Here is a 12,337-nt window from a genome sequence, read left to right as displayed (position 1 = left end):
CTAACATGGGGTCATGCAAAGCGTTGCGACAGCCCTCAAGCGGCTGGGCGACCTGGCTGCCACCCCGACCGTTTCCCGATTGGCGACCGCGTTCCAGACGGCTGGACACGAACTGGCCCTCGTCGGCGGACCGGTCCGCGACGCCTTCCTCGACCGGCCGTTCAACGACCTCGATTTCACGACGGATGCCACGCCGGACCAAATCCTGCACCTCGTGAAGCCAATCTCGGATGCCCACTGGGATATCGGCCGCGCCTTCGGAACAATCGGCGCCCAAATCGCCGGCGAAAAGGTGGAGATCACGACTTACCGGTCGGAGAGCTACGACGGCCAGACGCGCAAGCCCGAGGTGGTTTTCGGCCACCGCCTGGAGGATGACCTGCTACGCCGCGATTTCACGGTGAACGCACTGGCTCTGCGCCTTCCGGGGCTGACTCTGGTCGACCCCGCGAACGGCATCGACGACCTCCTGGCCGGCGTTCTGCGCACGCCGATTTCCCCGGAGATCTCGTTCGGTGACGACCCGCTGCGCATGATGCGGGCGGCCCGGTTCGCCGCCCAGCTCGGATTCGCCCTCCACGCCGACACCGCGGAAGCGATGGAAGCGATGGCGGACCGCATTCGTAATATCTCGGCCGAACGCATCGGCGACGAGCTCTCGAAGCTGCTGTGTGCGGACAACCCGCATGCCGGGCTCGAGCTGCTGGTGGACTCCGGGCTCTGCAGCCGGGTGCTGCCGGAGATCCCCGCCCTGCGCCTCGAAGTCGACGAGCACCACCACCACAAGGATGTCTACCAGCACACCCTGACGGTGCTGGACCAGGCCATCGGCTACGAGAAGTCTCGCGGCAGCTTCGACGGCCCCGACCTGATCGTGCGCCTGGCGGCGCTGCTGCACGACATCGGCAAGCCCGCGACTCGCAAGCTCGAGCCGGGCGGCGTGGTCAGTTTCCACCACCACGACCTGGTCGGCGCGAAGCTGGCGAAGAAGCGGCTACGAGCCCTCCGTTTCGACAACGACACGACGGCCGCCGTGGCACGCCTGATCGAACTGCACCTGCGTTTTTTCGGCTACACCGAGGGTGCCTGGACGGACTCCGCGGTGCGGCGCTACGTGCGGGACGCGGGGGACCAGCTCGAACGACTGCACATCTTGACTCGTGCGGACGTCACCACCCGTAACCGCCGCAAGGCGGACCGGCTCGGCTTCGCCTACGACGACCTGGAACAGCGCATCGAGGAGCTGAACGAACAGGAAGAGATGGCGGCGGTGCGCCCCGATCTCGACGGTGAGCAGATCATGGCCGTCCTCGGAGTGGGTCCGGGCCGTGACGTCGGCGAGGCCTACCGGTACCTGCTCGAGCAGCGGCTGGATGATGGGCCGCTCGGCGAAGACGAGGCCACCCGCCGCCTTATCGCCTGGTGGGCCGAGCGCGCACAGTAGGCCCTCCCGGCGCCTTCCGGGCCCGTCTATTCGCCGAGGCTCGCCGTTTGTGCCGAGAGTCGCCGCACGGGTGACGACTCTCGGCACAAACGGCGAGCGTCGAGACCCGGTGGCACTTCGCGAGCGGATGTGTCACCATCCCTCCACAGGACCTCCGCCGCCGATCTTGGCCACAGGAGCCGCCCTTGCGATCGGAGCCAGTAGGCCGCACCACCAGCATGGCGCTATGAATCTCTACTCCCCGCATGACTGGCGGCCTTTGTATCTCGGCCGTGACGCTCGGTTTCTCGGCAGCGATGGGCGTCCTGTTCAACGGCCGGTCGGATCCGGTCAAGCCGTTCGCCTACGACGTGGCGTTGCCGTTGACGCGACCGGCTGGGACACCATCAGCGATCGTGATCGGTACTTCTTGCGTTTGCGCGCCGTGGAGGCCACCAGAAAGTCCCAGCCCGTCTACTCTTATGAATCGGCTGCTGTTTTGTGGGGACTGCCCATCGTCGGCAGATGGCCCGACGAGGTCCACCTCATGGCTGCCGGTGAAACCGGCGTGCATTCGAAGAACGGGGTCACCTGGCATCACGACCGATTGCCCGACGAAGACGTCGTGGAGATCGAAGGGATGCTGGTCACGGGTCTGCTGCGTACGCTGATCGATGTTGCACGAACGGCAGGATTCCTGTCGGCAGTCGCCACGCTCGAGTACGGAACGAAACCTAAATTCATCCTGCCGAACGGCATGGCTGCGCTCGGGATCGACCGCGACATTCTGCTTGATCGACTCGACTCCGACGGACCAACCCGTGGGGCACGAGCCGCTCGGATCGCCATTGTCTTCTGCGACAGTCGATCCGGTTCGGTGGGCGAGTCCCTCAGCCGAGGACAGATTCACCTGTGCGGATTCCCGCCCCCCGAATTGCAGGTGTCCTTCGTGCACGAGGACGGGCAGGAAGACATCACGGACTTCCGGTGGGTTCAGAAACAGGGGAACCGCACACTTCGCCTCCTCGGCGAATTCGACGGCAAAGTCAAGTACACGCGGGACGCCTTCATGAATGGGCGTACCAGTGAAGAAGCCCTGTGGTCAGAAAAGCTTCGCGAGGACCGGCTTCGCGGGACGGGGCACGGAATGGCGCGCTGGATCTGGGCCGTAGCGCTGCGCCGGGAGAGCCTGAAACGGCTCCTGCTCGCCGCCGGACTGCGTCCCGAACCAGGGAAATGCCCCAACAGGTGAAGCGACCGTCGCCGTTCGTGCCCAGAATCTCCGATAGAACGGCGATGGTCGGCACAGTCGGCGATACTCGCGACAGCGTTGACGGACTCGGCGGCGACGAGGGCGCCAAACGGGTGAACGGGCGGAGGCGGTGGCGGAGGGCCGCCGTTTCCGGTAGCCTTGGCAGGTTGTCTGTGCGCCGGATTCCCGGCCTCCGCTTACAACACATGCACAACCCTCCTGCTGCAGAGATTCTGCAGCCGTTTAGTCCGAAGGAGGTGGGTTAGTCATGCATCAGTACGAGTTGATGGTTATCCTCGATCCCGAGATCGATGAGCGCACCGTAGCTCCCAGCCTTGACAAGTTCCTCAACGTTGTTCGCAACGATGGTGGAACCATTGACAAGGTTGACGTTTGGGGTCGCCGCCGTCTCGCTTACGAGATCAACAAGAAGTCCGAAGGCATCTACGCCGTTGTCGACTTCACCGCCAACGCTTCTGCCACGGCCGAGCTCGACCGCCAGCTGAAGCTGTCGGAAGCCGTCATGCGCACCAAAGTGCTTCGCGCAGAAGAAGGCATTGCCCAGGTCGCCGTCGCGAGCAAGCTCGCCGCCGAGAAGGCCGCCCGCAAGGCAGCCAACCCGAAGGTAATCGCTGCGAAGGCTGAAGCCGCTGCTGCCGCCCCGACCGCCAAGGTCGCCGCGTCCGTGAAGCCCGCATCGGCAGCTGCTGCCGCCGCGGTCAAGGCTGCTCCGGCCAAGGTCGAAGCCCCGGTTGTCGACGCTCCTGCCACGGCAGAAGCTGTTGCTCCCGCGCCGGCCGCGTCCGCCGACAAGGCAAGCGACAAGTAGCCCGTGGCCGGCGAGACCGTAATTACCGTGGTGGGCAACCTGACCAGCGACCCGGAGCTGCGGTACACGCAGAACGGGCTGGCGGTTGCCAACTTCACCATCGCATCCACTCCGCGCAATTTCGATCGCGCGACCAGTGAGTGGAAAGATGGCGAGTCGCTCTTCCTGCGCGCGAGCGTTTGGCGTGAATTCGCCGAGCACGTAGCTGGTTCACTGACCAAGGGTACCCGTGTCATCGCTTCCGGGCGTCTCAAGCAGCGTTCGTATGAGACGAAGGAAGGCGAGAAGCGAACGAGCATGGAGCTCGAGATCGATGAAATCGGTCCTTCGCTGAAATACGCCACCGCTCAGCTCACTCGCGCGCAGTCATCGTCTTCTCCTCGAGGCGGTGGCTCACCTGCCGTTGCCTCGAACGACGAGCCCTGGGCTGCCAGCGCCCCCGCCGCGAACACCGGTGGAGATGTCTGGAACACTCCGGGAAACTTCAGCGACGAGACACCCTTCTAAGCCGAGCCTTACAGGCTGTTGGCTGAAAAACACTTCTTTGAGAAAGTAAGGAAATCATGGCTGGAAAGTCGAGCGGCGACCGCCGCAAGCCGCTCCGCGGTGCTAAGGGTGGCAAGAATGCCGCTCCCGCGAAGTCGATCCGGGTTGGTGTCATCGATTACAAAGATGTCCCCACCCTCCGCAAGTTCATCTCCGAGCGTGGAAAGATCCGCGCCCGTCGTATCACCGGTGTTTCCGTTCAGGAGCAGCGTCTTATCGCCCGCGCCGTCAAGAACGCTCGCGAAATGGCGCTGCTGCCCTACGCCGGTTCAGGCAGGTAGGACACCTCATGTCAAAAATCATTCTGACGCACGAGGTCTCCGGCCTCGGTGCACCCGGTGACATCGTCGAGGTCAAGAACGGGTACGCCCGCAACTACCTCTACCCGCAGGGATTTGCTGTTTCCTGGACTCGCGGTGGCGAGAAGCAGATTCAGCAGATCAAGGCCGCTCGCGTAGCCCGCGAGCACGCCACCCTCGAAGAGGCGCAGGCTCTCAAGGCTGCACTCGAGAACGCCAAGGTCAAGCTGGTCGTCAAGGCCGGCGAAGGCGGACGCCTTTTCGGCTCCGTCAAGACCACGGATGTTGCGGATGCAGTTGCCGCAGCGGGTCTCGGTGCCCTCGACAGGCGCAAAATCGAGCTCAGCCCGATCAAGATGACGGGTGAACACCAGGCAACGGTTCGTCTTCGTGACGAACTGAGTGCGACCATCACACTGCTGGTGGTAGCTGCCAAGTAAGCTCTACAGCTTTACACCCGTGTGGCGGTGGGTTCCGAAAGGAACCCACCGCCACACCTGTTTAAGCGATGTCACACACCCAATCGGGGGTGATTTTAGTCCCAGAACATGAGGCGCTGTACACAGGTTTTCCCACACCTCGACAAGATTCAACACGTACTTTAGATAGGTTTTCCACACCACATTGTGAATAGAATTAATACCTGATCAAGCTGCATTTATGTGATAAAAAACTTAAGTTGTCCACAGTTGATTCCACAGCTTGTGCACAAGACACGCGGCGTTTCGCCCAGATTCTCCACAGGCTTATCCACAGGGCGGTTTGTTCTCTGCCGAGCCGGGTCCGTATGGTGGGCACGCGGCCGCAATCGAGGTGTGCACAGTGCCCGGCAGCGATGTCGGTGGGCCCTGATAGAACTGCACCACGAGTAAAGGAGGCACGAGTGTCGATCTCTCACTTGGGTCTGGCGGACAAGCGCGGGGCAGACTCACGCGGCGGACTGGAAGCCCGGCACACCGAGCGCACGCTCCCGCACGACCTCTTGGCCGAGCAGAGCGCGCTCGGCGGCATGATGCTGAGCAAGGATGCCGTCGCCGACGTCGTCGAGACCGTGCGCGCCGCAGACTTTTACATCCCCAAGCACGAGATCATCTTCGACGCGATTCTGTCGCTCTACGCGCAGGGCGAGCCGACCGACGTTATCGCCGTCACCGACGAGCTCACCAAGCTAGGCGAGCTGTCCCGGGCCGGCGGCGCGGACTACCTGCACACGCTCACGAGCCTCGTGCCGACCGCGGCCAACGCCGGTTTCTACTCTTCGATCGTCGCCGAACGCGCTCTCCTCCGGCGCCTCGTCGAGGTCGGCACCCGCATCGCCCAGATGGGTTACTCCGGTGAGGGCGAGGTGCTGGATCTGGTCAATACCGCCCAGGCCGAGGTCTATGCCGTCACGGGTGGCAGCGAAACCGAAGACTATGTGCCGCTGACCGACGCGGTCACAGCCGCGATCGAGGAGATCGAGGCTGCCAAGCTCAAAGACGGTCAGATGACCGGTGTTCCCACCGGCTTCGCCGATATGGACGAGCTCACCAACGGCTTCCATCCCGGCCAGCTGATCATCGTGGCGGCGCGTCCGGCGCTGGGTAAGTCCACGCTCGCCCTCGACTTCGCCCGGGCAGCCTCCATCAAGCACGACATGCCCAGCATTTTCTTCTCCCTGGAAATGGGCCGCAGCGAAATCGCGATGCGTCTGCTCGCGGCCGAAGCATCCGTGCCCTTGCAGAGCATGCGCAAGGGCGCCGTCGACGCGCGCGACTGGACCACCATTGCCGCCACCCGCGGTCGCATCAACGACGCCCCGCTCTACATCGACGACAGCCCCAACATGACCCTGGTCGAGATCCGGGCCAAGTGCCGCCGGCTGAAGCAACGGGTCGGCCTCAAGATGGTCATCATCGACTACCTGCAGCTGATGACGTCGGGCAAGAAAGTCGAGTCGCGCCAGCAGGAGGTCAGTGAGTTCTCCCGCGCGCTCAAGTTGATGGCCAAGGAACTACAGGTTCCCGTTATTGCCCTCTCCCAGCTCAACCGTGGTCCCGAACAGCGCGCGGACAAGATGCCGGCCATCTCAGACCTGCGCGAGTCCGGTTCGCTCGAGCAGGACGCCGACATGGTCATCCTGCTGCACCGCGAGAGCGCGTACGAGAAGGACAATCCGCGCGCCGGCGAGGCGGACCTGATCGTCGCCAAGCACCGTAACGGCCCCACGCGCACCGTCACGGTCGCGTTCCACGGCCACTACTCCCGCTTCGCCGATATGGTGCCGGGCGCCTGACACCCTTTAGGTTCCTGATCTACATGTCATAATCCTGATCTTGTTGTCCATCGCTTGTCAGTGATGACAACTAGCAAACCTCGAAAGTCGAAACAGCTTGGCGTGACTCGCCCACCGCGTCAGTCAGTAGCGGCCCTGTGGATGGACTGGAGCGCCGCACGGCTTCGACCTTCACTCGCGGGAATCGCCAGGGCCCGCCGGCGTCGGGGCAGCCTTTCGCGAGGCCAGCCTTCTCCCGCTGGCCTGCGCCGGTGGACCATCGGCGTGCGCGGGGCACAACAATCAGCTAGCATCACCGCATGAAGCGCATAACATATATCGGCGGCTCCATTGTCACGAGCAACAGCATCACATCAGCGCTTCTCGACTACGTCACCTCAGTGGCCGATAGCGACAATAGTGTGGCTGTGGATGTCACCGTGTTCGACGAGAACGACGAGACATCCGTGCACACGCTAACTCTCAGCCCAACCAGTCAATTCGACGTCGTCGATGTCGACGTCGAAGGGATGACGGAGGAAGATGAGGCGACGCGTTTCCCGTTACCTGAAATGCCGATGATCGGTATTACCGGCACCGTCGAAACCACAGGCGACGCTGGTCAGACGGCCAAGGACTTTAACCTTGTCGCTAACGAAATCGACAACGGACTTGGGAGCATTCATGGGTAAATTTATCTACGGGACTCCGTCGATCACCGTCGATTTCGACGACCGGGTGCTCGCTCACCTCAAGATCGTCATTTTGTCCAAGGTGCGCCGAGGGGAAAGTTTCACGTTTTCGTGGGAATACTCGGCGGCATCAGGACACGGTCACAGCACCATTTGGATCCACCCAACGATTCCGCTTCAATTCGACTTTTTCGGCAATAGGGAACCACTCCTAAACCGTGCTTGGGTCGAGGAATTGGTGCGTCTGTCAAACACACCAGGCGGCCTGCGGGTAACGCCGGAACCGGCCGAGTTGGAGACGCCCGCACGCGATCGATAATTGCCTGACTACTCCACCCTGGCTCCCGGCGTGAAGCCTGCCAGCGGGGTCAGGGCCAATGGATGCGTGACGTCGTGTCGATGGCCCGGATTGCGACGGACGCACTCGCCCTCAGGGGCTCCATCAGGTCAAAGGGCTAAGGCACGCACCCACTTTCGGGGCAGTGATAAACTTAGCTAAATTTATGAACTTGGGCTGTGGTGTCCGCGGAAGTTCCGGTCGGCCTCGCCCCGGAAGGACGGCTTAGCCATGTCCCAACCTCTCTTCGAAGCGAGCACGGTGCCACCGAGACTCTTGATTCTCGGGATCACCGCCTGCCCCACGGGCATAGCGCACACCTACATGGCGGCCGAGAAGCTCGAGAGCGCAGCGGCTGAGTTGGGCTACGAGATGAAGGTCGAGACGCACGGCTCGGTCGGCGTCGAAGGCACCTTCAGCCAGGACGACATCGACCGTTCGGACGCAATCGTGATCGCGGCCGACACCAAGATCGATGCCTCGCGCTTCGTGGGCAAGCGGATCGTCTCCGTCGGGGTCGCCGACGGCATTCACCGCCCCGCCGCCCTGATCCGGGACGCCCTCGCCGCCGAGCCGTCCACCGTCGGCGACAGTTCCAGCCGGGACGCCACGCCCTCGAGCAGCGGCAAGGCCGACTTCGGAAGCACCCTGTACCGCGCACTGATGAACGGCGTGTCGTACATGATCCCGTTCGTTGTGGTCGGCGGGCTCCTGATCGCCATCTCGCTCTCCTTCGGCGGCGAGGCGACCCCGAATGGGCTCGTCATCCCGGAGGGCAGTTTCTGGCTGACGCTCAACCAGATCGGCGGACTCGGTTTCACCCTGATGGTGCCGATCCTCTCTGGCTTCATCGCCTACGCCATCGCCGACCGGCCCGGGCTCGCACCGGGCATGATCTGTGGCTGGATCGCCACGACCGGGGCCTTCTACAATTCCGAATCAGGCGCCGGCTTTATTGGCGGCATCATCACCGGTTTCCTGGTCGGCTTCGTCGCCCTCGGCATCAAGAAAATTCCCGTACACCGCTTTATCAAGCCGATCATGCCGATCCTCGTGATCCCCGTGCTCACCACCGTGATCGTCGGCGGCGCCTTCGTGCTCGCCCTCGGCCAGCCGATCAGCTGGGTCTTCTCCAGCATGACCACGTTCCTCACCGGCCTGCAGGGTGGCAGCGCGATCGTGCTTGGCCTGATTCTCGGCGCCATGGTCGCCTTCGACATGGGCGGCCCGATCAACAAGACCGCATTCCTCTTTGGTGGAGCATTGATCGCGGAGGGGAACTCAGCCCCGATGGGCATGGTCGCCGCCGCGATCGCCGTCCCGCCGCTCGGGATGGGCTTGGCCACCCTGATCCGCGGCCGCTACTTTTCCAAACCAGAGCGTGAAGCCGGCATCGCCGCACTGTTCCTGGGATTCTTCGGCATCACCGAGGGCGCGATTCCGCTCGCCGCGGCCAAGCCGCTGCAGGTCATCCCGGCGAACATGATCGGTGGCGCCATGGCCGGAGGCATTGCCGCCCTGTTCGGGGTCACCAACTCCGTACCGCACGGTGGCCCAATCGTCGCCGTCTTCGGTGCGGTCTCCGGGGTGCCGATGTACTTCGCGGCCTTGCTCACCGGCGCCGTCGTCACCGCCCTCGTTTCGGTGCTGCTGCTCGGCATTTCCGCGCGCAAGTCGACCCGCCACGCTGCAGCGACGGGTGCGGCCACGGGCACCGCCGCCGGGGCTTCCGGTCCTGTCCCCGCGCCCACGGGCCCATCGGACGCGGATGCCGGCACGGTCGGCTCGGTCGCGTCCGAGTCCGAATCGTCGCCTATGCCCCCGGCGAAGAAGACGGTGCTCGACTATATCGACGAACGCACGATCGTGCTCGACGTCGAAGAGACCGACCGGGATGCGATGATCAGCACCCTCGCCGGCCTGATGAGCAAGACCGGCCGCGTCACCGACGAGACCCTGGTGACCCAGGCCGCCCTCGCCCGCGAGAAGCACGGCACGACGGGCATCGGCGACGGCATCGCGATCCCCCACGCAAAGTCGGACGGTGTAACCGCCCCGGTACTCGCCTTCGCCCGCAGCACGCAAGGCATCGACTGGAACTCAGCCGACGGCTCCAAGGCCACGCTGATCTTCATGATCGCCGTCCCGGAGGCGGAGGCCGGAACCGAGCACCTGAAGGTACTCGCCCAGCTATCCCGCGCCCTGATAAAGCCCACCTTCCGCGACGCCCTCCAGGCCGCCACGACCCCCGCGCACGTACTCGAGGCGCTGGCCCTGCAAGTCGGCGCGAAGACGGTCGCACCCGACGCGTTCTAGGAGCCTGCCGATGGTACGCATCGGCAAACCCGAGCGCTTAGTCTCCAGCAGACCAGAAACGCCGCGGCTTCGGGTCGAAAACTCAACGATTTCGGCCTGCCAGGCTGGGTGTCACGAAGGAACGTCTAGCGGGGCACTGGCTGATGTTTTCGTTTACCGAATTTGTTGTCGGGAACCGCGACTGATTCAGGTCGCTGCGGTCGGTCAGGCGATGCTCGTATAGCGGGAGCAGGCATCGAGCACCTTGTTGGCATCATGAGTTCCTGCGCGATTGATGCCTTGCGGACCGAAAATCGGAAACGGTAGATCTAGCCGGCGCCCATCGACAGTCTGAAAAATGCGGAGGGCCAGAACCGCGACGCTGATATTTCCTATTTCGACCATGTGTCGGCCGGGATGGGCGTAATCAATGTCGTTCCAGGGCAGGGCCATTCGAGGGACATCGGTTCGTCCGCGACCCCACAGCTCGATTCCTTTCGGTCCGAGCGTGACCACGAAGTGCTGGCGCAGTCGCGGTCGGTCGGTCCCAATCGTCTTCAGGGCGTCGATGAGTGCCGGGGTGCGCTGCGTCATGAAGACAAAGGCGTCGGGTCGAACCGCCTTTGCCGCTCGCAACTTGGCGCGCTGGAATACGGCGGTGCCCAAGAAAATCAGGGCGACAAGCACTCCAAGCCCCACCAGCCCGATCCGGCCTGTTTGTTGGAACGACATTCGATCGGCGAACTGGCCATCTGCGCCAACCAACAGGTCGCTGAGGACCACGGCGATGAACCCGATCGCGATGATTGCAAGGCCCCAGATCCCGATCTTCATTGGCAGCGAGGTGGGCACGTCGACGAACCGCACGGCATTGCCGAGCGACGACGTGTTGACGACCGCTCCAGAGGTCATGAGCCGGGCCTACCCATGGGGTGACCCGGAGCGGTAGCAACAACAGGGGTCGGAAATCACACGCCCTTAGGGCTGGTGATGCGGTCATGACGCGGCAGCATTGCTGCTCACCAAGGTGATGAGGGCAGCGGTGAGATTGCGTCCGGCAACCCTTGAGACACTAGGCACCGCCCAATTCGCCAATTGCAGTCAGATTCATGTGTGGGGTGTCTCGTAACCTCGGTGTGTCGAAACACATGAGATGTAAGACGACTCGAAGCCCGATAATGCGACATCGAGCTTCACAGGGCGCCGCCATTTATCTCCAAACTCCACAGAAACCCTGCCAGATAGGGTTCAAGTTCGATCTTCTTGGCACTGACACGCAAGGGTCTCAGACCCTGCTCATTAAAGGATTCGTCACCCCTCCGCCCGGCGTGAGTGCTCCTTGGGTAGTTCGAGGCCGTGTTTGGCAATTACGGCCTCCGCTTGCTCTTTGTAATCAACCCGTATGAAGCGCCTCGAGAAGGCCCATTTGATCCACGGCTCCTGGCTGTCGTGAAAACTCGCGTGTGCCGCGAACTCGCTGAAGTCACTGCCAGCTGCGCGGAGGTGATCGCCGTTGGGCCGTTCAGACTCCAGCTCTGACCAAACTAAGCCAGCAAAGTAGGCCACGAAGAAGCTCGCCGCTCCCACCTGCCAGGAATGTCTGGCTATGAATTGCGAGGGCAACCGCGCTGTCGCGTCGAAAAGCCCGTCGACCGCTGGCGCGAGCCTTTCAATTTGGCGTCGTTTCACCGCGCTCGTGTTTGGGTGATGAGTTATGTATTCGTCGGGAAGCAATGCCGGAGCGAGCATCGCTGCCTTCTGAAATGCGAAGATGACCTCATCGATCTGCTGGCGATCACGGATGAGCCGTGATTTTTTGGCCTCCAATCGGGCGTAGCAAAGTACTCTACGACGAGAGTCGTGATGAGAGCGACGAGCACGGGAACGTCGATTTTGCTGAAGGCGTCGGCTATTTCATTCGGGATCATGGGCAAATCTTTTGCATCGGGTTCGTCGATCTTGCGTTCTACTCGTCTGCACTTGGAGCAGGGTCAGCCCGTCGTGGAGGCAGAATGCGGTACAGGCTCGATTTCGTGATGCCGGTCTTAGAAACAATGTCGGGGATTGTGTGCCCCGCGTTGCGCAGGTGATCAGCGTAGGCGAGTTTTGTGGGATCCACGACGCTGGGGCGCCCGATGCGCCGGCCCTTGCTCATCGCAACTGCACGGGCATGGGCGGCACGTTCGAGCGAATAGATGCGCTCCATCTGTCCGAATAAGGCGAGCATGACTACGGCTAGCTGCGACATCGAATCATCCGGATTGGCGGAGTCGACCCGAATCGGATCGGCTAGGTTTCGTTTGGCGAGTAGCGCTTGATGGTAGCGCCAGTCCATGCAGGTGGTAGCGCGGTTCTGGCGAGGTGGTAGCGGCCCGGGCTGCGTGCCCGGGCCGCTGAACGTCACTCCCAG

Annotated in this window: 12 protein-coding genes and 1 pseudogene; 10 read left to right on the top strand and 3 right to left on the bottom strand. The window is 62.8% G+C overall.

Translation table 11 applies throughout. From position 1 onward, the window contains the following. Positions 1–13 precede the first annotated feature (13 nt). From E3O47_RS04185 to E3O47_RS04140, 10 genes and pseudogenes are all read left to right on the top strand, one after another. A complete protein-coding gene (locus tag E3O47_RS04185) occupies positions 14–1,444 on the top strand; it encodes a CCA tRNA nucleotidyltransferase (RefSeq protein ID WP_104100659.1) in 1,431 nt (476 codons plus the stop codon). Between the two features lie 226 nt (positions 1,445–1,670). Continuing rightward, complete coding sequence (locus tag E3O47_RS04180; RefSeq protein ID WP_134419595.1) at positions 1,671–2,675, top strand: hypothetical protein; 1,005 nt, start codon at positions 1,671–1,673, stop codon at positions 2,673–2,675. 268 nt (positions 2,676–2,943) lie between these two features. Continuing rightward, positions 2,944–3,291: pseudogene (gene rpsF / locus E3O47_RS16860) on the top strand (30S ribosomal protein S6); the annotation flags it as partial. A 216-nt stretch (positions 3,292–3,507) separates the two neighbouring features. Further along, positions 3,508–4,011 carry a single-stranded DNA-binding protein gene (locus E3O47_RS04170; protein ID WP_104100662.1) on the top strand — a complete coding sequence of 168 codons (504 nt, stop codon included), beginning with the start codon at positions 3,508–3,510 and terminating at the stop codon, positions 4,009–4,011. Positions 4,012–4,067: 56 nt separating this feature from the next. Continuing rightward, positions 4,068–4,331, top strand: a complete 264-nt coding sequence (gene rpsR / locus E3O47_RS04165) for a 30S ribosomal protein S18 (protein ID WP_035835236.1) — start codon at positions 4,068–4,070, stop codon at positions 4,329–4,331. 8 nt (positions 4,332–4,339) lie between these two features. After that, positions 4,340–4,789: a 50S ribosomal protein L9 gene (rplI, locus tag E3O47_RS04160; protein WP_104100663.1), complete on the top strand. Its 450-nt coding sequence runs from the start codon at positions 4,340–4,342 to the stop codon at positions 4,787–4,789. A gap of 443 nt (positions 4,790–5,232) precedes the next feature. Then, entirely contained in the window at positions 5,233–6,624 is a 1,392-nt protein-coding gene (gene dnaB / locus E3O47_RS04155) for a replicative DNA helicase (RefSeq protein WP_104100664.1), read from the top strand. A 299-nt stretch (positions 6,625–6,923) separates the two neighbouring features. Next, positions 6,924–7,295 carry a hypothetical protein gene (locus E3O47_RS04150; protein WP_134419593.1) on the top strand — a complete coding sequence of 124 codons (372 nt, stop codon included), beginning with the start codon at positions 6,924–6,926 and terminating at the stop codon, positions 7,293–7,295. After that, positions 7,288–7,614, top strand: coding sequence for an ATP-dependent DNA ligase (locus E3O47_RS04145; RefSeq protein WP_104100666.1), 327 nt, complete (start codon positions 7,288–7,290; stop codon positions 7,612–7,614). The genes E3O47_RS04150 and E3O47_RS04145 overlap by 8 nt, the downstream gene beginning before the upstream one ends. Before the next feature lie 249 nt (positions 7,615–7,863). Then, positions 7,864–9,948 (top strand): fructose-specific PTS transporter subunit EIIC, encoded by a 2,085-nt coding sequence (locus E3O47_RS04140; protein WP_134419591.1) that lies wholly within the window; start codon positions 7,864–7,866, stop codon positions 9,946–9,948. 204 nt (positions 9,949–10,152) lie between these two features. Here the strand turns inward: E3O47_RS04140 and E3O47_RS04135 are convergent, their stop codons facing one another. The 3 genes from E3O47_RS04135 to E3O47_RS04125 form a co-directional block, all read right to left on the bottom strand. Continuing rightward, on the bottom strand, positions 10,153–10,839 hold the full coding sequence (locus E3O47_RS04135) for a hypothetical protein (RefSeq protein WP_134419589.1): 687 nt from the start codon (positions 10,837–10,839) through the stop codon (positions 10,153–10,155). A 399-nt stretch (positions 10,840–11,238) separates the two neighbouring features. Continuing rightward, complete coding sequence (locus E3O47_RS04130; RefSeq protein ID WP_134419587.1) at positions 11,239–11,754, bottom strand: hypothetical protein; 516 nt, start codon at positions 11,752–11,754, stop codon at positions 11,239–11,241. Positions 11,755–11,893: 139 nt separating this feature from the next. Further along, the coding region (locus E3O47_RS04125; protein WP_166785318.1) for a helix-turn-helix domain-containing protein at positions 11,894–12,337 on the bottom strand (444 nt) is incomplete at its 5' end.

The sequence above is a fragment of the Cryobacterium sp. TMT2-17-1 genome, assembly GCF_004402765.1.
In the GTDB taxonomy this organism is placed as follows: domain Bacteria; phylum Actinomycetota; class Actinomycetes; order Actinomycetales; family Microbacteriaceae; genus Cryobacterium; species Cryobacterium sandaracinum.
The sequence above is the reverse complement of the archived record's forward strand: the minus strand, read 5'-3'. Positions and strand labels throughout refer to the sequence as shown.

Excerpts from the sequence above, each read along its gene's own strand:
- E3O47_RS04150 (WP_134419593.1), top strand. The coding sequence starts at position 6,924 with ATGAAGCGCATAACATATATCGGCGGCTCCATTGTCACGAGCAACAGC.
- rplI (WP_104100663.1), top strand. The coding sequence starts at position 4,340 with ATGTCAAAAATCATTCTGACGCACGAGGTCTCCGGCCTCGGTGCACCC.
- E3O47_RS04185 (WP_104100659.1), top strand. The coding sequence starts at position 14 with ATGCAAAGCGTTGCGACAGCCCTCAAGCGGCTGGGCGACCTGGCTGCC.
- E3O47_RS04140 (WP_134419591.1), top strand. The coding sequence starts at position 7,864 with ATGTCCCAACCTCTCTTCGAAGCGAGCACGGTGCCACCGAGACTCTTG.
- E3O47_RS04145 (WP_104100666.1), top strand. The coding sequence starts at position 7,288 with ATGGGTAAATTTATCTACGGGACTCCGTCGATCACCGTCGATTTCGAC.
- E3O47_RS04135 (WP_134419589.1), bottom strand. The coding sequence starts at position 10,839 with ATGACCTCTGGAGCGGTCGTCAACACGTCGTCGCTCGGCAATGCCGTG.
- rpsR (WP_035835236.1), top strand. The coding sequence starts at position 4,068 with ATGGCTGGAAAGTCGAGCGGCGACCGCCGCAAGCCGCTCCGCGGTGCT.
- E3O47_RS04180 (WP_134419595.1), top strand. The coding sequence starts at position 1,671 with ATGAATCTCTACTCCCCGCATGACTGGCGGCCTTTGTATCTCGGCCGT.